This is a genomic window from Persephonella marina EX-H1, from assembly GCF_000021565.1.
GTDB classification, from domain to species: Bacteria; Aquificota; Aquificia; order Aquificales; family Hydrogenothermaceae; genus Persephonella; species Persephonella marina.
On the sequence record NC_012440.1, the window covers coordinates 1,507,119 to 1,529,693 of the forward strand.

A 22,575-nucleotide genomic window follows, 5' to 3' on the forward strand; every position below is an offset into this window, starting at 1 on the left:
TCTACTTTGCGTATATATCGTTAAGTTTTTTCTTTATCCTCTCTTTAAGAGGTAGTCCTTTAACAGCCTCTTTCATAAGTGACTGGATATCCTGCATCTTCCTGAAGTATGTCTCGTAATCAAGCTGATCCTCATACTGGTTTTCAACAACCCTCTCTGCAAACTCAAGGTATAAAACAGCCTGCTGATACTCACCTTTACTCATAGCGTCCTTAGCAGCCTCTTCAAGAATCCTCTCATACTCAGGTTCTATCTTAAGGTTGTAGTTTATCTTAAGTCCCTCTACAAAAAGATCTGCTGATCTTCTTATATCCCCTTCATCAGCCTTTCTTTTTGCTTTCTTAAAGTAAACATTTGCCATATCTGTGAAAAACTTTTTCTCTTCAGGCATAAGCATGGCTGCAGACTTCAGATCCTGAAGAGCCTCCTTATACATCTCAAGAGCTTCATAGGCCTTTGCCCTCAGGTAGTATCCATCAACAAGATACTTGTTTTCACTTAAAGCTTTTGAAAGGTTTTCAATAGCAGCTTTATAGCTTTTTGCATTTAAAAATATCTTTCCAAGGTTGTAGTAATACTTGTAATCTCCACCTTCCGTAACATTATTGAGATATTCCATAGCTTTTGAGTCATTTCCCCTCTGGATTTCTATCTGTGCAAGGTAGGAGTACACATCCTTGAAATCCGGATTGAGCTCAACAACCTTTTTGAAGTCAGCTTCAGCCTCCTTCAGTCTCTCAAAGTAAAGATGAACTTTTCCCCTTTCAAAGTAAGCTTCCCAGTAATCTGGTTTGAGATTTATAGCCTGAGTAAACTCAGCGATCGCTGTCTCCACAACCTCATCATTAAGATCCTTAACGGCAACTTTCCCCCTCCAGAAGTATACTTCCGGTATATCTGGATCCTGAACAATAGCATCATCAAGATAAACGATCGCCATCTCATAATTTTCTGTTTTATATGCGTTTATAGCCTGCTGTAGTAAGTTAAAAGCGTCCGTAGCCATAGCATCTTCCCTCCATTTAAAAACTGGTATAATTTTACTACTAACAGTACTAAATTTAAAATATAATGAAAAATGTATATTTAAAAATTTTAGCATCTTTTTTTATAGCGATAATCTTTCTATCCATTATTGTTCTAACAGGATATTTCATTATCACAAACTACAGAATATTTTTAAAAAATCTCGGTATATATGTTCAGGACGACTGTCGTTACAGAAACTCAAAAATAATATGTAGTTATATAGATATCACAGACAGAAAGAGTTTTGATTTCAGACTGAGGAATGTTGAGGCCGATCTCTATCTCAGGAATCTTTTCTATGAAAAAAAGGCGATTGATCTTTTTATTGAGCGTTTAGATGGTGAGATCAGTATAACTGGTAAGAAAAAGAGGAAAGGTTTTAATCTTCTTATACTTGATCTTATCTCAATCTACACCGATATACACCTTGAGGATGGTGAGATAACTATCAAAGGGAATAGGGATGTAAAGATATCCGGAATTAACTTTTACGAAGAGGATTACAGATTTTTCACTAAAAGACCTGTAAGTATAGATTTTGAAGGTAAGTTAGTTCAGGTTGAAAAGCTGGAAGGTAAGATAAAAAGGGCTGACAGGATATATATTGACAGACTGAAACTGAGGGAAGATAAAAACTATTTTGATCTTGAGGGGTTTATCCATTTTAATGGAGACTTTTTTGTTAAAGGGAAAGGGGTTTTAAGGAATTTCTCCTTTAAAGATCTTTCTGTAAGAAAGATGGACTTAAATCTTAACATATCAAAGGTTGAGGGGGATATCTCAGGTGTTGTGGATTATAAAACATCCAGGCTTATCTATGGTGATATATCAGCTTCAGAAATAAAAGGTGAGTTGAAGATCATATACACAGGTATATTCAGACTGATAAATACATTCTCTTCAGATGATCTGGTTTATAAAGGGTACAGGTTTGAAGATCTTAGTCTTTTATCTGATATAAATCTTAAAAGGGAAGGTTTACACTCAAAAAACAGCTTCAGTTCTAAAAGGTTTGTATTCAAGGATTACAGCTTTCACGATATAAGATCTGATTTCTTAGCTGAAAAGAAAAGAGATTACATATCAGCTGAAGGGGATTTCCATATTGAGAATATCTCCGGATCTTTCGGTTCTAAAATCTCAGATAAAGAGAGAAAGGTAGATATTTATATAAAGTATGCAAAGCTTTCTGATATCTTAAAAAAGGCTGACATAAAGGATATAGACGCTGATATTAGTGGTAAGATTGATATAGATCTTTTAAAAAGATCTTTAGAAACATCAATTGATATTAAGAATGCCTATGTTTACGGTCTTGAGTATGATACCGGAACATTAAACAGCTTTACAGATCTTAATCTTTCCGTAACAAACCTTGATATTATACTGAACAGAGAAGATGGTTATCTGTATGCTGGGGGGAGTATTAACGGCAGGTATATTGATCTGGAAACACTGTTTGAGAACCTCAGGCTGAAGGATCTGAAAGTAATCAAAAAGTTGGAAATAAAAGGGGATGTATACGGAAGAGGATCTGTTTACGGAAGTTTAGACAGCCTGAAGGTTGATATAAATGGTAAGGTAAGGGATTTCTATTACAAAAATATGCATATCCCTCTACTTGAGGCATCATTCTCATACTCTCACAGGGATAAGAATATATATATAGGGGCTGACACACCTGATAGATCAATCAGATCTGATATCTCTGTGAATATAAAGCCTTTTAAACTGGATATCGCACTTAATTTTAAAGATGCTGATCTGAGATTTACTTCTGATTATCTGAAGGGTATACTCCCTACACTTTTTGAAAGGGTTTACCCCCTGAATGGGACTGGAGAGCTAAAGATAACCGCTGATAGAAAAAAATGGGATATTTATATGGATCTTCCGGATGTTGAAGCGTTTGTTGTTGACGCAGGTGATTATGTAAACACAAAAGTTATAGGTGAGATATCAAAAAAATACAGAAATATAAGTGCGTATATATTCAGAAAGGATTTCTCTCTTAAAGGAAGGAAGATCAGCGATCTTTCAGGAAGCTTCAGTATGATAAATGAGAAGGGGATGTTTCAGGTAAAGCTTACAGGTCTTGATATTTTAGATTCTTTCAATCTTTTTCTAAATGGAACGTTTGATACAGGGAAAAATGTCATATCAGGGGATATATTCTCCTCACTTACGAAGGGAGATCTGAGATCTGTTCAGAATCTTAACTTCTATGGTGATTTTAAAAAGGTTTCAGGTGTTTTATTTAATGAGATGTATATGAGAGAGAAGAAGTTCTCAGAGAATTTTGTCAGTTACAGCTACCATTTTTCACCTCTGCCAAAGATAGATATATCAGCTGATAAGATCAGATTTTTTATAAATGATAGGGCAGGTCTTAGGGCTGAAAGTATAAAAGGGGAGATCTATCTTCCAAAAGGAAAGAAAACCCTTGATGGTTTTTTATCAGTAGAGAGACTTCAGCTGTTCAGAAATAAAGTTCCTGTAACGGGTACTCAGCCTTTCAAAATACGTATAAAAGATGATGTTGTCTATACAAAGAGTATAAAGTTTGACGGAATGATATCAGGCCTTATAGATATTCTGAGTTACAATTACAGGACTCAAAAGCTTTATCTATCTGCCGAGGGAAGAATTAACAAACAGCTTATCTCTGAGGCCATACAGCTTGGATCTGCTGCTGGCTTTATAAACTTTTACGCAGGATATGACGGGAGTATAAAAGATCCTATAGATCAGATAATTCTTACACTGAGATCTGACAACCTCAAGATAAAAACACCATACACAAGAGATCTTATTGAGTTTAAAGAGGTAAAACTTGATCTTTCTGAGGGAAAGCTGGATATAGATCTGTATGGGGTAACCCCATCAACACTTTTTGGTGAGAGCTTTCTTTCTGTCAAAGGGGAGAGTTTTATTAAGTATCTTAAAAACAGTTATAAGATTGATATAAATATGCTCCCGATAAAATACAGCAATATATTTGTTGGGAATATCAGTTCAAGACTGGATATAACATCCCAAGAGAAGGACAAAACTGTTACACAGAGTATAAAGGGAGAGGTTTACTTAGGTGGGAGGGTAAGAATAGATCAGTCTGTTATAGACTCCTTCAAAAAGAAAGAACAGAAAAAGATACTTACAGCAAAAGAGAAGGTTGAGCAGAAACAGATACTCAAGAAGGTTTTACTTGATCTGCATATCTCAACCTACAGTCCTGTATATCTTTATGGAAGATGGGGTAATGCTTACGGTGAGGGAAGGGTAAGTGTAACAGGAGCTTTATCTTCACCTTTAGTAAACGGTGAGTTTAATATCATCTACGGAAGGATAAACTATATGAAAAACAGATACAACATAGATTACGCAAATATAAGTATTATAGATAATGAGGCTTATATAAATGCCCGTCTTTCAACATCTGTTGCGGATACATTTATATTTATAAATATCTATGGATCCGTCAAAAAACCGAGAATAGATTTCTCATCAAGCCCTCCAAAATCAAGGGACGAGATACTTTCAATACTTCTTCTGAAGGACACACCTGCAGCACTTGAGAACATACCTGTGTTCAAAACGATAGGTAAGATAATATACGCACTCATACCTTTCAAGGACACGGAGGGGAAAGGTCTTTTCAATACAGGTTTTGAGGTACTCCTTAATCCCCAGTACTCTCCAACACAGGGTATAACAGCATCAATATACGCAAAAAGACCTCTAACAAGAAGGATATATATAGCTCTTTCAAAACCTCTTACAGAAACACAGGAGTTTCAGGCTTCAGGATGGTATGAGCTTGGTATAAAAATAACAGAGAGAACATCATTCCAGTTCAGAAGTTTTGAGACTGGAGAAGGGGAGTTTGATATAAACTTCAGCCTACCTTTTGACTTTTAAAACTCTCTGCAAGCTCCATAAAGTTTTTTAACAGTATCTTACCGAAGTCTGTAAGTATTGATTCTGGATGAAACTGGACACCCCATATAGGGTATCTCTTATGTTTTATTCCCATAATCTCGTCATCTTCTTTAGTCCATGCAGTTATCTCAATATCTTCTGGAAGTGTATCTCTATCAATAACAAGGGAGTGGTATCTCACAGCTTTAAAAGGTGAAGGTATACCTTTAAAAAGATCATCACCGTTGTGGTATATATCAGATGTTTTTCCATGCATTAAACATTTAGCCTTTATTATTTTAGCTCCAAATGCAGCACCTATAGACTGGTGACCTAGGCACACACCAAGTATAGGATATCTCCCTTTGTACATCTTTATAACATCAACAGATATTCCAGCTTCATTTGGCGTACATGGACCTGGAGATATAACAATAGCATCAATATTCTCTATACTGCCTATATCTTCAGGTCTTATCTCATCATTTCTCTTTACTGTAACGTCAGCTCCAAGTTCAAAAAAGTACTGGACTATGTTGTAGGTAAATGAGTCGTAATTATCAATCATAAATATCTTCATATCTTCCACCTAAAAAATTTTTAAGGCTAAATTTAATATACCAAAAATCCTTTACAAATTATGAAAATATTTTTGTGGGGCAAGAATTAAGGCATCTGTATATGGTAAAATATAGATAAGAAAATATTACAGGAGAGTGTTTTATGTCTGAAATTATCAAACAGCCAATAGAAGAAGAGGTAAAGTCTGCCTACCTTGATTATGCTATGTCCGTTATTGTAGGCAGAGCTATACCTGACGTCAGGGACGGTCTGAAACCTGTCCAGAGAAGAATTCTTTATGCTATGAATGAGCTTGGGCTTTATCCAAATAAACCGTATAAAAAGTCTGCGAGAGTGGTGGGTGAGGTCCTCGGGAAATATCATCCACACGGTGATACATCTGTTTATGATGCCCTTGTCAGAATGGCTCAGGATTTTACGCTGAGATACCCTCTCATTCAGGGTCAGGGAAACTTCGGTTCTATTGATGGTGATCCACCGGCTGCAATGAGATACTGTGTCACAGGGGACACGCTTATAAATACAGACAGAGGTCTTATAAAAATAAAGGATATAGTTCCTGATAGCGAGGAGAACTCGGATAATCCAATAAATATAAAGGTTCAGTCTCTTAATAGAAAGATAAACCATTCGGATATGTTTTTTAACAGTGGGAAGCACAAAACGATAAAACTGGAAACTGAAGAAGGTTACGAGATAGAAGGTAGCTTTAACCACCCTGTTCTCACATGGACCACAGAGAATGGAAAACCAGTTTATAAATGGAAAACCTTAGACAGTATTAGAGCAGGTGATTATCTTGTGGTGAGCAGAGAGAATGATATAGACAGCGATCAGGACTTGATCACGGAGGAAGAGGCTGTTCTACTTGGTTCTCTTGTTTCTGAAGGGTATATATCCGAAAACAGGGCTGGATTTAATAACACAGATGAGGAGTATGCATCTGTTTTTGAAAACGCCTATAAAGACATTTATGGAGATACCTTCTGCAGGTATGAGAGAACTTTAAAAAGTGGGAAAACCTTAGTTGAGTACCAGATACACCATAAAGAGATAATCCAGGATATAAGAGAAAAGGAGTTTGACAAGAAATCTTCAGACAAAGAGATACCTTTTGTTGTTCTTCAGTCATCAAAAAGGGTACAGAGAGCATTTTTAAAAGCTCTGTTTGAAGGAGACGGAACTGTATATGAAACGGCAAGAGCTGTAAATATCTCTTACTCTTCAAAAAGTAAAAAACTTTTAAAGCAGCTTCAGGTTCTTCTCCTTAACTTTGGTATCGTATCAAGAATACACAGGGATAAGCAAAATTACAGATTGATCATTTCTGGATACCAGAATATAAAACTATTTAAGGAGAAGGTTGGTTTCTTAGGTAAAAAGCAGGAAAAACTTATAAAGCTTGTTGAAAAAATTTATAAAAAGGAAACAGCAAACAGCAAAACTGATTTTATACCTTTTATCGCTGATTATATAAGGGATAAGTACAGAGGAAAAGGTTTTAATGAGTGGCTTTCAAAACATTCCCTTGACAGATACCATAAGATAGAAAAGTACTGGGATACCTTATCAAACATACTTGATGAGGAAGACAGGTCACTTCTTAAAGAGCTTCTTTATAACAGGTACTACTTTGCAAAAGTAAAAACGGTTGAGGAAACAGGTGAGAAGATCGTTTACTCAATCAGGGTGAAAAGTGACTGTCACTCCTTTGTAGGAAACGGAATTGTTAATCACAACACTGAGGCGCGCCTTACAAAGCTTGCAATGGAGATGCTCGCCGATATAGACAAAAATACGGTTGATATGAAGGAGAACTTTGATGCTTCATTAATGGAACCGGAGGTTCTCCCAGCTAAATTCCCCAATCTTATATGTAACGGTGCTTCAGGTATAGCTGTTGGTCTTTCAACAAACATCCCACCTCATAACTTCTCGGAGGTTGCTGAGGCTTTAAAATACCTTGCTGAGTTTCCAAATGCTACAGTTGAGGAGCTCTGTCAGTTTATAAAAGGTCCGGACTTTCCTACAGGTGGGATCCTTATAACACCTTTTGAGGAGATAGTTAAGATATACACAGACGGAAGAGGATCTGTAACTGTAAAGGGAAAGGCAAGAATAGAAAGACTCCCAGGAAACAGGCACAGGATAATAATCTATGAGATACCTTATCAGGTAAACAAGGTAGAGCTCATAAAGAGAATAGCTGAGCTTGTTAGAAAGGGACAGGAGAAAGGTATATCAGATCTGAGAGATGAGTCTGATAGAGATGGAATAAGAATAGTTGTTGAGCTGAAAAGGGAGGCTGATCCTGAAAAAGTTCTTAAAAAACTCTACAGAAGAACACAGCTTCAAAAATCAATACCTATAAACCTTACTGTTCTGGTTGGAAAACAGCCTAAAACAGTTGATCTTAAAGGTCTGTTACAGGAGTTTATCAAACACAGGGTTGATGTTATAACAAGGAGAACACTTTTTGATCTTGAGAAGGCTGAAAACAGACTCCATATAGTTGAAGGACTTCTTAAAGCTTTAGAAAATGCAGACAGAGTTATAGATATAGTTAGAAGCTCAAAGGATGTATCATCAGCAAGATCTCAGCTTGTTGAGGAGTTTGAGCTTTCAGATACTCAGGCACAGGCTATACTTGATATGAGACTTTCAAGATTTACAGCACTTGAAGGGGATAAGCTCTATCAGGAAGCGGATGATCTCAGACTGAAGATAGAGGAATACCAGAGAATACTCTCATCTGAGGAAGAGAAGATAAGGGTTTTCATAGAGGAGATAGATGAGCTCCTTGAGAAGTTTGGTGATGAGAGAAAAACTGTGATAGTTGAAGAGAAAGAGGCAGGTCTGACATTTGAGGAGCATTATATACTGGCTGTACTGAGTAGCGGAAGGATATTAAACAGAAGAATAGATGATGATGCTGATAAAAAAGATATATTCCAGAAGGTTATGAATGAGGTTGTATCATCTGTGAAACCTGGTGAAAAGCTTATATCTGTACAGGAGGTTGAGAGCTCTATTCCTATAGCATTTATAACAGATAAAGGTAAAGCCTACTGGAGTCTTGTGGCTGATCTTCCAAAGGGAGAAGGAAGGATAAATATTGATGAAGGTGAGATTGTTGGAACAGCTTTCAAAGGTGAAGGAGAGGAGGACAGGCTGTTTATTCTTACAAAAAATGGAATAATAAAAAGAATGTCCTATGAGGATATATTCTACAAATCACAGAACCACTCTATAATACCTCTTGCTGAAGATGACTGTGTGGTAACAGCATTTGCAGATGATCATCCTTCCCTGATAGGCGTTTACACAAGAAAAGGGGATCTGCTACTTTTTGAGAGAAATCAGGTAAGGGTTACAGGTGATAAGGCTAAAGGTGTTGAGGCTATAGATCTGGATGAGGGAGATACTGTAGCAGGAGGATTCCTGATCAACAGTGAAGATCTCATTATGACTGTGACCAAAAATGGTTATACTAAACTTGTAAGGAAGGAAGAGTTTTTCACAAAGGAAGGGAAGGTAAAGAAAAGAGCACAGAAAGGTCTTATGGCTGTCAAGCTCGGTAAGGATGACTTCCTTTCTGTAGCTGTTCCCGTTGAACTTGATGAGACCGTTTACTTCTCAACAGAAAAGGGGAGAGTTTTAAAGCTGATTGTTGATCAGAAAAGAATACCTGTTGCAAAAAGAACAGCTATGGGTGATCCTGTTCTAAAGATAGAAGGTGACTATGTGGTAAGGGCTGTTAAGCCTAAGATAAAATCTGAAGAGAATGACGGTTAGAATCCTTCTTATTTTAGGAATACTTATAGGACTGTATGCGATTTTAAATAATATAGGCGGAGTTATCTCCGCCTTTAAGATAAGTGATCCTACGCTTTTAACAGCAAAGCTTCTTCAGAGCCTTCTTCCTGTTATTGCAGGAGTTGTCATAGTATGGGTTTCTGCCCTTAACCTTTACGACATTATTAAAAAGAAGTGATTATTTCTGTTCCTGGAGAAGTTTTCTGTAGAGGGCGTTTCTCTCATTCTCACAGGACTGTATATCCTTCAGTATCATCTCTTTACACTCTTCATCATCAAAGCAGAAACCGTTGTTTTTGTACTCTGTCAGAAGATTCCAGAGTGCGAGACCTTCACAGTATCTCCATTTTTTGTTCAGATCTCCCTTTTTCTCCTCTTTTATACATTTCTCAATCTGTGCAACGTATCTCTCACAGTCCTTTTTTGACATACCTGCGAGAGATGATCCAGAGATGAGTAAGATAGCAGACAGGAAAAAAATAAGCTTTTTCATATCCTTCTCCTTTTTAGAATATTCTAATTTAATTATATACTTTTTTATAAATATTTCTAACTTTATTAAAAAAATGTATATGCTCTTTGTAGTCTATGTACGTCCAGAGGAAAGGCTGGAATGAACCGTGATGATACCAAAGTTCAAGCTCAACAAATATACCTTCTCCTATGTATACCCTGTTTCCCCTGTATTTAGATGTTGCAACTACAACCTGATCCATATCTATATAAAACGGATCTATATTGACTGTTCTCTTCCCTTCTATTCTCATATCATCCTCAATCTTCATACTCAGCTTTTTTATATCTCCTATCTCAGATTTATCTATAACTCTGTCTGTGATTATAAATATCTTTCTCAGATCTTTTCCCATCTCTTTCTCATAGTATTTTGAGTATTCAAGACTGAAATGGTCCGTTTTTTCAATGATTTTACCGAAATGATGATTTATAGTTTGGAAGGCCTGCTCTAGGAACTCTTTCCGATTCCACATCAAACCAAAACCTAAGAGAGCTTTAATGCTTTTTCTCACCTTTTGCCATTCTTATAGCATGTTTAAGTAGTGGAGCAACAAGTCTTATATTGTCTTTAACACCACCTGTACTTCCTGGAAGGTTTACTATTAAGGTGGCATCACCTATTATCCCGCATACTCCCCTTGAGAGTAGAGATTTAGGTGTAAATCTTATCCCAACTATTCTCATAGCCTCTGAGAATCCTATCATCTCTTTTCTTATAACCTCTTTTGTTGCCTCAGGTGTGACATCCCTTTTACTGAAGCCTGTTCCACCTGTTGTGAATATGATATCAACCCTGTCTGAGAGATCTTTAAGCTCTTTAACTATAAGATCCTTATCATCTGGGAGTATCTTGTAGTGAACAACCTCTCCACCAAACTCATTCTGGATGATATCTATAGCTGTTTTTCCGCTTCTATCCTCTGCCTCACCTTTTGAACATGTATCGCTCAGCGTTATAACAGCACATCTAAGACCTGAGAGATCCTCCTCGTAATCTGATTTTCCTCCTCTCTTTTCAAGGAGCTTTATATCACCTATAACCATATTTTTGTCAAACGCTTTAAGCATATCGTAAACATTTAAAAGAGCAGCAGAAACGGCTGTTAGAGCTTCCATCTCAACACCTGTTCTTCCTATACATTTAACCTCAGCTGTCACATAAACACCATCTTCCTGGAGCTGTGTGTTAACAACAACATGATCTATCATTATGTTATGGCAGAAGGGAAGTATATCAGCTGTTCTTTTTACACCAAGCATGCCTGCCATCTGTGATGCAGATAAAACATCACCTTTAGGAACCTGATTGTTTTTTATCATCTCAACAGATTCTGGACTCAAGTATATCTTTCCTTCAGCTTTAGCTGTTCTTATAGTCTCAAATTTATTTGATACATCAACAGGTCTGAATCCCATAACTTCCTCCTTCGTTTTATCAAGTATGACATAACGATCAAATTATACAGTATATATCCTTCAGATTTCTACCTTCCTCTGCCCAGTCAAGACCGTAGCCTATCACAAATTTATCTGGAATAACAAACCCTACATAATCGGCATCAAAATCAACCTCTCTTCTCTCCTTCTTATCAAGAAGAACACATGTTTTTAAAACTGATGGCTCCCTCTGTTTTAATGCTTCAACGAGGGCTTTTAAGGTTCTTCCTGTGTCTATAATATCATCAACAATAAGAACATTTTTACCTCTTATATCCTGTGCAAGGTCTTTAACAAATATCACCTCACCTGAGCTTTCCATAGATGTGTTGTAAGATGATACCTGCATAAAGTCTATATACACTTTTCCTTTCAACTCCCTTACAAGATCTGCCATAAATATGAAAGATCCTTTCAGAATACCTACAACGAGTATATCCTTTCCTTCAAAATCCCTGGATATCCTTTCGGCAAGCTCTTTTACTTTTTCCTTAATATCCTTTTCCTTTATAAGTACTTCAGCTTTTCTTCCCTTTATCTCCATCTCAAACTCCATTTTTTATAAAAAATTATCATAAATTCAGCTTCATTAAAAATGCATCCTCACCTGTTGTGTAGTACTTTTCCCTTATACCATACACATAAAAACCAAAATCTGAGTAAAACCTCACTGCCTTTTTGTTACTTTCTGAGACCTCAAGGAATACTGAATTAACACCTGAAGAGATACACTCATCTATAAAATCAATGAGAAGTTTTTTGCCTACCCCCCTTCCCTGAAAGTTCTTATCAACAGCTATCATAAGAATATGGGCTTCATCATAGATGATCTCACCACTTAGAAAACCGACAATAGTATTGTTCAGAACAGCAACGGTTTTATAACTGAATGGATTTGCAGAAAGGATCATACGATCAGACCAGGGATTCTTAAAATTCTGGTGTATTATATCCCTTACTTCATCTAGATCCGATTCTGAAAACTCCCTTATATTTATATCCATTAACTGTTTTTTGAGTCCATCTCCTCTTTAAGCTGATCAAGGTCTATACTACAGCTCTCACCTTTCAGATCCTCGAATATATGACCTAAATGCTCCTTCTTTGCCTTGAGATAATTCTTGTTGTAAGGGTTAGGTTCTATTATCAGAGGTATTCTCTCAACAACCTCAAGACCAAATCCTTCAAGTGCAACTATCTTCCTTGGGTTGTTTGTCATAAGTTTCATCTTCCTTACGCCTATATCCAGTAGAATCTGAGCTCCCGTTCCAAAATCTCTAAGATCAGCATTGAAACCTAACCTGTGGTTTGCCTCAACTGTGTCATATCCTTCTTCCTGAAGTCTGTAAGCTTTAATCTTGTTTATTATTCCTATACCCCTTCCTTCATGACCTCTCATATAGACAAGAACACCTTTACCTTCAGATGCTATCGTTTTAAGTGCTGCGTGTAACTGTGACTGACAGTCGCATCTCAATGAGCCAAATATATCTCCTGTAAGACATTCTGAGTGAACCCTTACAAGTGTAGGCTTGTCAGGATCTATATCTCCCATAACTAAAGCCACATGTTCAGATCCATCAAGTGTATTTTTGTATCCGTATATCTTAAATGTTCCGTATTTAGTTGGTAGATGTGCTTCAGCCTCTCTTACTACAAACTTCTCCCTTTTCAGCCTGTACTGGACTAGATCTGCTATTGTTATTATCTTAAGATCGTATTTTTTAGCAAACTTTATCAGATCAGGAAGTCTTGCCATAGTACCGTCTTCCTTCATGATCTCACATATAACGCCTGCCGGATAAAGACCTGCAAGTCTCGCAAGATCAACGGAAGCTTCCGTATGTCCTGTTCTCTCAAGAACACCACCAGGTCTTGCCATCAAAGGGAAAACATGACCTGGTCTGACAAAATCCTGAGGTGTTGCATCTGGGCTTACAGCCAGTTTTATAGTTACAGCTCTGTCATAAGCAGATATACCTGTAGTTGTTCCGTACTTTGGATGGGCATCTATAGAAAGACAGAATGCCGTTCCATTAGGATCAGTATTATTCTGTGTCATAAGTGGTATATCAAGTTCCTCAAGTCTCTCCCTCAGCATAGATAAACAGATAAGCCCTCTTCCTTCCTTTGCCATAAAGTTTATCGCATCAGGTGTGACCTTCTCTGCAGCCATAACAAGGTCACCTTCATTCTCCCTGTTGGGATCGTCAACAACTATCACCATCTTTCCCTGTTTTATATCTTCTATAGCTTCCTCTATACTGTTAAATCTGAACTCCATCTTTTTCACCTCAGATGTAATAATTTATCTATCTCTTCTTCAGCCTTTTTTTCATAATCTGTTTCTTCTTCCTGGTTATGTTCTATCTTTTTCTTTACCTCTTTTACTTTATACTGTATTGTAGATGTTCCGACGACAGCCTGCTGGAAATAGGATGCAACTATAGGAAGAAAATTAACGTATGCGTAAAGGATAAAACCTATAGTCAGTATCAAAATTGCTATCTTGACCATAACAACACCTCAGTATCATCAATCATTTAATAATTAAAGTTATGCTTATACATAAATATTTTCAAATATTAAGAAATCTTAACAGAAATTTAATATTTTTTTAAATTTTTAAGGATAGAATCTTTTTCGGAAAATAAAAAAATAATCTGGAGGTTAAGATGAAAAAGGTTTTAATGTCGGCGCTTTTGATCGGAACATTTTCAGTAGCATCTGCAGGAGAGATCAGTGATCCTGTTGTAAAAAAACTTCTTGAAAAGGGTGTTATAACTGAGCAGGAAGCTTTAGAGCTTGATAATAAAAAAACAGCTACATTTTCAAAATCTAAAAAGCTCAAGTTTGGTGGTAAGGCTTATATAGGCTACACATTTACAGACAGAAATAACGGATCAGATTCAGGTTCTTTTGAGGTTAGAAGAGGCTATTTTGTAACAAAGTTTTACTTTAACAAAAAAGATCATGTCAGATTTACATACGATATCTCATGGCAGTATCACAAGGAAAAGGAGTCTGAAGGAAAGGAGATAAGTCTTAAAGTAAAACATCTCTATCTTTATAAGGATATCTCTAAAATAATACCTGGAACTGCTTTTGAACTTGGTATAGCACACACACCATGGCTTGATTATGAGGAACATTCTGGCTGGTGGTACAGATCTATTTCAAAAACTTTTTACGAGGCTTCAGACGGTGCACATCTCCTCCCATCAGCTGATGCAGGTATAGATTTTAAAACAAAATTTGAGTATTTCTCAGCTGAGTACGGACTGTTTGATGGTGAAGGGTACGATCATATAGGGAGAAGTGACAAAGGTAACAAGCAAAACAGACCTATGATTGAAGGAAGGGTTACATGGCATGTTTTAGGTGGTGGAAAGAAAAAACCTAAACCTTTAACACAGAGATACGCCAACATATCTGTTCACGCTTTAAACAGCTATAATCATAGAGGTTCTGATAAAGATTTCTCTGTTCTCCAGCTTCATGCAGTTTACAATCAGCCCTTATTCCTGATAGCCGGACAGTATATAGACGCAAGCTGGGATGATCCTAACGCAAAGGATAATGATGGGAAGGGCTACTCATTTAACTTTGAGCTGAGACCTTTTATGAAGAACAGAATTGCTCTATTTGGAAGATACGACAGATGGGATGCAAGGGGTAATTCCTATGATAGAAAGATGTATATTTATGGTGTTGCTTACCATATGAACAAGTATGTTACATGGATAATCAATGGTATAAAAACAGATTACGAAAATGATAATACAAAGGATTACACAAAATATATGGTAACAGCAGAATTACACTATTAAGAGGCAGGAGGATAAGAGATGAGAAAGTTTTTAACAGGAATGGTCATATCAGGTTTTATAACTGCTGTTTCTTTTGCAGGTGATGTTATAAACGGGGCAGGTGCTACATTCCCGTATCCTGTTTATGCAGCGTGGGCTTACCAGTACTACAAGGAAACAGGAATAAGAGTAAACTACCAGTCTATAGGCTCAGGTGGTGGCGTAAGACAGATAAAAAACAGAACTGTAGATTTTGGAGCATCAGATGCTCCACTTGATCCTAAAAAGCTTGATGAGTATAAGCTTTACCAGTATCCTGCGATAATAGGTGGTGTTGTTCTTGTTGTTAATATACCGGGTGTCAAGGCAGGACAGTTAAAACTTGATGGTGATACGGTATGCAGAATATACCTTGGTGATATAAAGTACTGGGATAACGAAAAGATAAAAGGTATGAACCCTTCATTGAAGCTTCCCCACAAAGAGATAAAGGTTATACACAGATCTGACGGATCTGGAACAACAGCTATATTCACAACATACCTTTCCCAGGTCTGTGATGACTGGAAGAGCAAGGTTGGTGCAGGTAAAGCTGTTAAATGGCCTGTTGGTATTGGTGGTAAAGGTAACGAAGGGGTTGCCAACTACGTTAAAAGACTTAAGTACTCTATAGGTTATGTTGAGTTTGCCTACGCAAAACAGAACAGACTGAGATACACAAAGCTTAAAAACTCTGCCGGAAACTTTGTTGAGCCGAGCTTTGATACATTCTCAGCTGCAGGTGCAACGGCGAATTTTGATCCTGAAAAACATTTTTATCTCTGGATGGTTAACGCACCTGGAAAGAACGCATGGCCTATAGCAGGTGCTTCATTCATACTTCTCGCAAGGGAAAAAACTGAGAGCAATAAAAAGGTAAATAAATTCTTTGACTGGGCTTTTAAAAATGGTGATGAAACTGCAAAAAGACTTGTTTACGTTCCTCTACCTGAAGAGCTGAAAAAGAAGATAAGAGAGTACTGGAAGAAACATGGTATAGCCCCATAATCCTGCTGCTGCTGAATCTTCCAGAGGGCTTTTTGCCCTCCTTTTTTGATATAATGAATTAAATACCATCTGAGGGATAAGAAAACGGTATGAAAAAGTTCTTTAAGCTTCCTGCTGCAGATCTGATTTTTGCTGTTATATCTTTCTCAGCTGCTTTTACGATCTTTACACTTATCTTCTCAACGATAATAGTTCTTTACAACGAATCATCCCTTGCCATCCATAAGTTTGGTCTTCTGAATTTTATATTTACTGTTGACTGGGATCCTGTAAGGGAGGTTTTTGGGGCAGCTGCAAGTTTATACGGAACACTTGTAACAACAATACTCGCCCTTTCTATAGCCATTCCTGTATCTATAGGAATAGCTATATTTCTTACAGAGATATCTCCCCATTTCTTAAAGACACCTATAGGTGTGGCTATAGAGATGCTTGCAGCTATCCCAAGTATCATCTACGGTATGTGGGGACTTTTCACACTTGCACCTATAATGGCTGAGTATATCGAGCCTGCATTACAGTCTGTATTTGGTGATATTCCTGTAATAGGAAAGCTTTTTGAAGGAACACCTATGGGTGTTGATCTTCTCACAGCAAGTATAATTCTGAGTATAATGATAACCCCTTTCATAGCAAGTATATCAAGGGATTCCTTTAATCTCACACCTGATATTGTTAAGGAGTCTGCCTACGCACTTGGAGCTACAAAATGGGAAGTTATCAAGGATGTAGTTATTCCTTACTCAAAACTTGGTGTTTATGGTGGTATAGTTCTTGCACTTGGAAGGGCTTTAGGTGAGACTATGGCTGTTGCCTTCGTTCTTGGTAATAAGCACCAGATAACACCTTCCCTTCTTGATGCAGCTGCAACAATAACAGTAACGCTTGCGAATGAGTTCACGGAGGCTGACTCAGATATATACCTCTCTTCACTGTTCTATCTTGCCCTCATACTTTTCCTTATGAGTTTTACAATACTTGCTGTTGCTAAATTCTTCCTGCTTAGAGCAGAGAAACATTACCAAAGGTAAAGAAGATGGATCTAAAAACAAAGAGAAAGATAAAGGGAAATATAGCTCTCTTCCTGTCAACAGCAGCCGCTTTTATGGGCCTTTTCTGGCTTGTTTTTATAATATTTGATGTTCTCAGACACGGGATCACAGCTATAAACCTTGAGCTTTTCCTTGAAGATCCTGCACCTCCAGGTGTCCCGGGTGGTGGTCTGAGAAATGCGTTTGTAGGACAGTTTTTGATAACATCCGTCGCAACTGTAATAGGTGTTCCACTTGGTATTCTCGGGGGAACATTTATAGCTGAGTATGCGAGGGGAACCGTTTTTGCGAAGATAATAAGTATACTTTCGGACATTATGGTCAGTGTTCCTTCTATCGTTGTTGGAACGTTTATATACGCACTTCTTGTTAAGCCTTTCGGTCATTTTAGTGGATGGGCTGGAGCTGCAGCACTTGCCTTTATAATGGTTCCTGTTGTTCTCAGGACTACAGAGGATATGCTCAAACTTGTTCCGTGGACTTTAAGAGAGGCTGCATTTGCCCTTGGTGCTTCTTACTTCAGAGTTATAAAGGATATAGTTTACAGAGCTGCAGCAACAGGAATTCTTACTGGTGTTATACTTGCTATAGCGAGGATAGCCGGTGAGACAGCTCCCCTTTTATTTACATCATTTAACAACTCTTACTTTACAACAAACATGAATGAGCCTATAGCATCACTCACAGTTACTATTTTTAACTATGCTATGGGACCTTATGAGGACTGGCATGAGAAGGCATGGGCTGCTGCTTTTATAATCACAGTTGTTATACTTATAGTCACTGTAACTTCCCGTATGATTATACACTGGAGGTATAAAGGTTAATGGAAGATAAGATCAAGATAGAGGTAAGAAATTTCTCTTTTTACTACGCAAAATCTGATAAACCCGCCCTTAAAAATATAAATATGCCTGTCTATGAGAAGAAGGTTACAGCCCTTATAGGTCCTTCCGGCTGTGGAAAGACGACACTTCTGAGAAGTTTCAACAGGATGCATGATCTTTACTACGGTAACAGGTATGAAGGTGAGATCATAATGGACGGAAGGAATATACTTTCAGATGATATTGATCTTATAGAGCTCAGATCAAAGGTTGGGATGGTATTCCAGAAGCCAACACCATTTCCTATGAGCATATTTGACAATGTGGCTTATGGACTTAAACTTAGAGGTATAAAGAACAGATCAGAGCTTGAAGCAAGGGTGGAGAAAGCTTTAAAGCAGGCAGCTTTATGGGATGAGGTTAAGGACAGGCTTAAGGACAGTGCTACAGGTCTCTCTGGAGGACAGCAGCAGAGACTTGTTATAGCGAGAGCTTTAGCTGTAGAACCTGAGGTCCTGCTTTTTGATGAACCAACATCAGCACTTGATCCTATATCTACAGGTAAGATTGAAGAGCTTGTTGTTGAGCTTAAAGAGACTGTAACCATAATAATAGTCACACACAATATGCAGCAGGCTGCGAGAGTCTCAGACTACACAGCATTTATGTATCTGGGAGAGCTTGTTGAGTTTGACAAAACGGATATCATATTCACTTCACCTAAGAAAAAACTGACAGAAGATTATGTAAGTGGAAGATTTGGATAATTAAGGGAGGTAGTTATGCTTATAAAACCAAGACTTGAAGAGATAAGGGACAGGCTTATACAGATGGCTGAGATGGCTGATCTTATGATAGAGAATGCTGTTAAGGCTATCATAGAGCACAACCCTGAGTATCTAAAGGTTGTTGAAGAGCTTGAGCCAAAAGTTGATCAGATGGAGGTTGAGAATGAGACTCTTATAATAACAACTATAGCAAGATTCCAGCCAGAGGCAAAATATTTAAGAATCCTTGTTATGGATCTTTTTGTTAACAGGGATATAGAAAGGATAGGTGATCACGCAGAGAATATAAAGGAACAGGCTGAGAGGATCTTAACAAAACCTAAGCTTAAGGAGTATGTTGATCTTCCTGTTATGACAGAGATAGTTTTAGGTATGGTCAAGGATGCTGTAAAATCACTTGAAAATCTTGATACAGAGCTTGCAAGGGATGTTATAACAAGGGATGACAGGGTTGATGCACTTCATGAACAGATCATAAGAGAGATATACACATACATGGTTGAGGATCCTAAGAATATAAAGGTTGGTATAAGGCTTATCACTGTATCATCAAATCTTGAAAGAGTCGCTGATATAGCAACAAACCTTGCAGAGGAAGTTATATATATGAAAGAAGGTAAGATGCTCAGACATCAGGAATTAGATAAAGATGAATAATAATCAGATAGATACTGAAGTTATCCTTAAGTTTTTAGACTTTCTTAAAGAAGGTGTGATTGTTGTTGATGAAAACCAGAATATTGAGTATATGAACGCTTACGCCAAGGATATTCTCAAGAACGATATTAAAGGGATAGACCCTCTGGGAAAGCATTTTTCTGAGGTTATAAAGAATAACTACCTTTACTCAATAATATCCTACAAAAACAAGAGGGATTTCAAAGAGGAGATAACAATAAATGATGATATATTCCTTATAAGGATGTATCATATAAACAACAAGAAGGTTCTCCATTTTCAGGACATAACACTGTTTGAGATATACAAACAGGCAAAGAAGGATTTTGTCTCAAATGTATCACACGAGCTTAAAACACCGATAGCCGTTATGAAAGGTATTGTTGAAACACTTGAGCAGGAAGAGGATGTACAGACAATAAGAAAGTTTCTGAATATGGCAAAAAAGAGAATAGATCAGATGGACAGTCTTATTAACGATCTTCTCATTTTAGCCAAGTTAGAATCAAAGGAAGAGAAACTGAACATAACAAAAGCTGATCTTTCAAGGATAGTGAACTCTATATTTAACGATCTTGAGCATCTATCAAAGGAGAAAAATATAAAGCTCATAAATGACATACCTGAAGGATTTTTGATAGATGTTGATCAGAAGAAGTTTGATATCCTGTTAAAAAATCTTATAGAGAACGCTATAAAGTACAACAAGCCTGAAGGTAGCGTTACAGTCTCAGCTGAAAGGAAAGATGGAGAGATCCTGATAAATGTTACAGATACAGGGATAGGAATACCTAAGGAATCACAGCCTCTCATATTTGAGAGATTTTACAGGGTTGATAAATCAAGAAGCAGAAATGTGGGAGGGACAGGTCTTGGACTGTCAATAGTGAAGCATATAGCAGAGGCTCACAACGGTAAGGTTGAGGTAAAAAGTGAGCCTAACGTTGGATCAACATTTACAGTAAGGATACCTGAAAGAAGAGATGGCTAACGTGGTCATATTTACAGATCTTGATGGAACTCTTCTGAATCATGAGGACTACTCATTCAAAGATGCCATCCCATCATTAGAGAGGATAAAGAAAAAAGGAATTCCTCTTGTTATAGTAACAAGCAAGACAAAAAAGGAGGTTGAACTTATCCAGAAAGAGCTTGGTATAGAAGAGCCCTTCATTGTTGAGAATGGCGCAGCTGTATTCTTCCCGAAAGGCTACAGAGGTTTCAATATAAGATGTGATCAGGAAAACAGGTACTGCATAATAAAACTCGGAAGGGATTACAGAGAGATAAGGGATTTTATAGAAAAGATAAAGGACAAATTTAAGATAAAAGGGTTTGGGGATATGACTGTTGAGGAGATAGTGAGGCTTACAGATCTTCCCTATGACAGGGCAGAGCTTGCAAAGGAGAGGGATTTTACAGAGCCTTTTATCATTGAAGATGAAAAGGATATTAAAGATTTAGAGGAGATAGCAGAAAAAGAAGGTTTTAAGATAACAAAAGGAGGAAGGTTTTACCATCTCATAGGGAAGGGTCAGGATAAGGGAAGGGCTGTTCAGATAGTAAAAAAGGTATTTGAGGAAAACTATGGTGAAGTACCACTGACTGTTGGACTTGGGGACAGTAGAAATGATATACCGATGCTAAGGGAAGTTGACATCCCGATTCTGATACCACATATTAATAAAAAGTACGAGTCTGTTAATCTTCCCGGCATTATAAAAGCTGAATATCCAGGAAGTAAAGGATGGAACGAGTCTATCTGGAGAATACTTAATGAGATTGAAAGAGGTTGCTGTTGAGATCTTTCTCAGCTCTATCCGTAGCGTCCATCCTGAGAACATAATTCCCCAGAACCTGTCATTAACAGATAATCTCATTAAAATCAAAGATTATGAGTTTCCTTTAGAAGGTGATCTTTACGTATTTGGAAGCGGAAAGGCATCTGTTGAGATGGCAAAAGCTGTAGAAAAGATTCTTGGAGACAGGATAAAGGAAGGTGTTGTTGTATGTAACTACACAGAAAAGCTGGAAAAGATAGATGTTGTAGAAGGATCACACCCTGTTCCAACTGAGAAAAGTGTTAAAGCCGGTGAGTTACTCCTTGAGAGGATCTCAGCCCTTAAAGAGAATGACACTTTCATATACCTTCTCTCAGGTGGAAGCTCAGCACTTATTGAAAAACCTATCCCACCTGTAACTATTCAGGATCTTCAAAAAACAACACATCTTTTACTTGAAAACAGTATCCCTATAGATGAGATAAATGTTGTGAGAAAACATCTCTCTCTAATAAAAGGAGGGAGGCTGGGGGAAAAAACAAAGGGGAGGGGGATTGTTCTTGTTCTATCAGATGTTATAGGTGATGACCTTTTTACAATAGGATCGGCTCCTCTTTATTACGACAGATCTACCTATGAGGATGCTTATAACATACTGAAAAAGTACAACATCTTTGATAAGATCCCCGATTCTGTTAAAAAGGTTATACAGGATGGTATCTCAGGTAAGATACCGGACACTCCAAAAAGTGAGAATCCTAATATAAAACATTTCATAATAGGAAGTAACTTTATAGCACTGAATGAGGCAAAGAGAAAGGCTGAGGAGTCTGGATACAGATCTTACATATTCACATCACTGCTGAAAGGTGAAGCAAGGGAGGTTGCAAAAGTTATAACAGGAATAGGACTTGAGATAAAAAGATCAGACAACCCTGTTAAAAAGCCTGTGTGTATCCTTTTCGGTGGTGAAACGACAGTTACCGTAACAGGAAATGGAAAGGGAGGGAGAAATCAGGAGCTTGTTCTTTCAGCTTTAAAAGAGATAAAGGATACGAATGGGATAGTCTTGCTGAGTGGAGGAACGGATGGGATTGATGGAAATTCTGATGCAGCAGGTGCTGTTATAACAGCAGACTCCTACAGAAAGGCTTTATCACTTGATCTGAATATTGATCAGTATCTGGAGAATAACGATTCTTACAGCTTTTTTAAAAAAACGGGAGATCTGATATTTACAGGAAAAACGGGAACAAATGTTATGGACATTATAGTAATGATAGTAGAGGGTTAAG

At 37.4% G+C, this 22,575-nt stretch carries 21 protein-coding genes and 1 pseudogene; 13 read left to right on the forward strand and 9 right to left on the reverse strand.

Translation table 11 applies throughout. The annotated features are described in order from the left end of the window. Window position 1: 1 nt before the first annotated feature. Entirely contained in the window at window positions 2–1,006 is a 1,005-nt protein-coding gene (locus tag PERMA_RS07735; RefSeq protein WP_012676934.1) for a tetratricopeptide repeat protein, read from the reverse strand. A 65-nt stretch (window positions 1,007–1,071) separates the two neighbouring features. Between PERMA_RS07735 and PERMA_RS07740 the strand changes: the two genes are divergently transcribed. Next, window positions 1,072–4,947, forward strand: a complete 3,876-nt coding sequence (locus PERMA_RS07740) for a translocation/assembly module TamB domain-containing protein (RefSeq protein ID WP_012675229.1) — start codon at window positions 1,072–1,074, stop codon at window positions 4,945–4,947. Here PERMA_RS07740 and PERMA_RS07745 read toward each other — a convergent pair. Then, window positions 4,925–5,527, reverse strand: a complete 603-nt coding sequence (locus tag PERMA_RS07745; protein WP_012676083.1) for an anthranilate synthase component II — start codon at window positions 5,525–5,527, stop codon at window positions 4,925–4,927. The genes PERMA_RS07740 and PERMA_RS07745 overlap by 23 nt on opposite strands. 143 nt (window positions 5,528–5,670) lie before the next feature. Here PERMA_RS07745 and PERMA_RS10990 point away from each other — a divergent pair. The 3 genes and pseudogenes from PERMA_RS10990 to PERMA_RS07755 form a co-directional block, all read left to right on the forward strand. Further along, a pseudogene (locus PERMA_RS10990) lies at window positions 5,671–6,028 on the forward strand (DNA gyrase subunit A); the annotation flags it as partial. Further along, on the forward strand, window positions 6,016–9,324 hold the full coding sequence (locus PERMA_RS10965) for a DNA gyrase subunit A (RefSeq protein WP_472853287.1): 3,309 nt from the start codon (window positions 6,016–6,018) through the stop codon (window positions 9,322–9,324). The pseudogene PERMA_RS10990 and the gene PERMA_RS10965, both read left to right, overlap by 13 nt. Continuing rightward, window positions 9,314–9,523, forward strand: coding sequence for a hypothetical protein (locus PERMA_RS07755; protein ID WP_012676331.1), 210 nt, complete (start codon window positions 9,314–9,316; stop codon window positions 9,521–9,523). Before PERMA_RS10965 ends, PERMA_RS07755 begins: the two co-directional genes overlap by 11 nt. Here PERMA_RS07755 and PERMA_RS07760 read toward each other — a convergent pair whose 3' ends face one another. From PERMA_RS07760 to PERMA_RS07790, 7 genes are read right to left on the reverse strand one after another with little or no spacing between them, the layout of a single operon-like run. Next, window positions 9,524–9,838, reverse strand: coding sequence for a hypothetical protein (locus tag PERMA_RS07760; protein WP_012675536.1), 315 nt, complete (start codon window positions 9,836–9,838; stop codon window positions 9,524–9,526). It abuts the gene before it with no gap. A gap of 28 nt (window positions 9,839–9,866) precedes the next feature. Further along, window positions 9,867–10,373: a DUF4416 family protein gene (locus PERMA_RS07765; RefSeq protein WP_012676636.1), complete on the reverse strand. Its 507-nt coding sequence runs from the start codon at window positions 10,371–10,373 to the stop codon at window positions 9,867–9,869. Then, the gene (gene moaCB, locus PERMA_RS07770) at window positions 10,357–11,277 is read right to left on the reverse strand and encodes a bifunctional molybdenum cofactor biosynthesis protein MoaC/MoaB (protein ID WP_012675566.1); all 921 of its coding nucleotides are present in this window, start codon (window positions 11,275–11,277) and stop codon (window positions 10,357–10,359) included. The genes PERMA_RS07765 and moaCB overlap by 17 nt, the downstream gene beginning before the upstream one ends. A gap of 37 nt (window positions 11,278–11,314) precedes the next feature. Next, window positions 11,315–11,842, reverse strand: a complete 528-nt coding sequence (gene hpt, locus PERMA_RS07775; protein WP_012676708.1) for a hypoxanthine phosphoribosyltransferase — start codon at window positions 11,840–11,842, stop codon at window positions 11,315–11,317. A 28-nt stretch (window positions 11,843–11,870) separates the two neighbouring features. Next, a complete protein-coding gene (rimI, locus tag PERMA_RS07780) occupies window positions 11,871–12,302 on the reverse strand; it encodes a ribosomal protein S18-alanine N-acetyltransferase (RefSeq protein WP_012675825.1) in 432 nt (143 codons plus the stop codon). Next, window positions 12,302–13,582, reverse strand: coding sequence for a bifunctional 3,4-dihydroxy-2-butanone-4-phosphate synthase/GTP cyclohydrolase II (locus tag PERMA_RS07785; protein WP_012676950.1), 1,281 nt, complete (start codon window positions 13,580–13,582; stop codon window positions 12,302–12,304). Before PERMA_RS07785 ends, rimI begins: the two co-directional genes overlap by 1 nt. Before the next feature lie 5 nt (window positions 13,583–13,587). Further along, window positions 13,588–13,815, reverse strand: a complete 228-nt coding sequence (locus PERMA_RS07790; protein ID WP_012675340.1) for a hypothetical protein — start codon at window positions 13,813–13,815, stop codon at window positions 13,588–13,590. A 158-nt stretch (window positions 13,816–13,973) separates the two neighbouring features. Here PERMA_RS07790 and PERMA_RS07795 point away from each other — a divergent pair, with 158 nt between their 5' ends. From PERMA_RS07795 to PERMA_RS07835, 9 genes are all read left to right on the forward strand, one after another. Continuing rightward, window positions 13,974–15,128, forward strand: a complete 1,155-nt coding sequence (locus PERMA_RS07795) for a hypothetical protein (RefSeq protein ID WP_012676180.1) — start codon at window positions 13,974–13,976, stop codon at window positions 15,126–15,128. A gap of 18 nt (window positions 15,129–15,146) precedes the next feature. After that, entirely contained in the window at window positions 15,147–16,154 is a 1,008-nt protein-coding gene (gene pstS / locus PERMA_RS07800) for a phosphate ABC transporter substrate-binding protein PstS (protein ID WP_012675995.1), read from the forward strand. A gap of 89 nt (window positions 16,155–16,243) precedes the next feature. Then, window positions 16,244–17,185 (forward strand): phosphate ABC transporter permease subunit PstC, encoded by a 942-nt coding sequence (gene pstC / locus PERMA_RS07805; protein ID WP_015898991.1) that lies wholly within the window; start codon window positions 16,244–16,246, stop codon window positions 17,183–17,185. Window positions 17,186–17,190: 5 nt separating this feature from the next. After that, a complete protein-coding gene (pstA, locus tag PERMA_RS07810; RefSeq protein WP_012675588.1) occupies window positions 17,191–18,033 on the forward strand; it encodes a phosphate ABC transporter permease PstA in 843 nt (280 codons plus the stop codon). Beyond that, window positions 18,033–18,800: a phosphate ABC transporter ATP-binding protein PstB gene (pstB, locus tag PERMA_RS07815; RefSeq protein ID WP_012676741.1), complete on the forward strand. Its 768-nt coding sequence runs from the start codon at window positions 18,033–18,035 to the stop codon at window positions 18,798–18,800. Before pstA ends, pstB begins: the two co-directional genes overlap by 1 nt. A 15-nt stretch (window positions 18,801–18,815) precedes the next feature. After that, entirely contained in the window at window positions 18,816–19,478 is a 663-nt protein-coding gene (gene phoU, locus PERMA_RS07820) for a phosphate signaling complex protein PhoU (RefSeq protein WP_012676455.1), read from the forward strand. Next, window positions 19,471–20,490: a sensor histidine kinase gene (locus tag PERMA_RS07825; RefSeq protein ID WP_012675624.1), complete on the forward strand. Its 1,020-nt coding sequence runs from the start codon at window positions 19,471–19,473 to the stop codon at window positions 20,488–20,490. Before phoU ends, PERMA_RS07825 begins: the two co-directional genes overlap by 8 nt. Continuing rightward, a complete protein-coding gene (locus PERMA_RS07830; RefSeq protein ID WP_041530917.1) occupies window positions 20,483–21,301 on the forward strand; it encodes an HAD-IIB family hydrolase in 819 nt (272 codons plus the stop codon). Before PERMA_RS07825 ends, PERMA_RS07830 begins: the two co-directional genes overlap by 8 nt. Next, on the forward strand, window positions 21,276–22,574 hold the full coding sequence (locus PERMA_RS07835; protein WP_012675354.1) for a glycerate kinase type-2 family protein: 1,299 nt from the start codon (window positions 21,276–21,278) through the stop codon (window positions 22,572–22,574). Before PERMA_RS07830 ends, PERMA_RS07835 begins: the two co-directional genes overlap by 26 nt. Window position 22,575 lies beyond the last annotated feature (1 nt).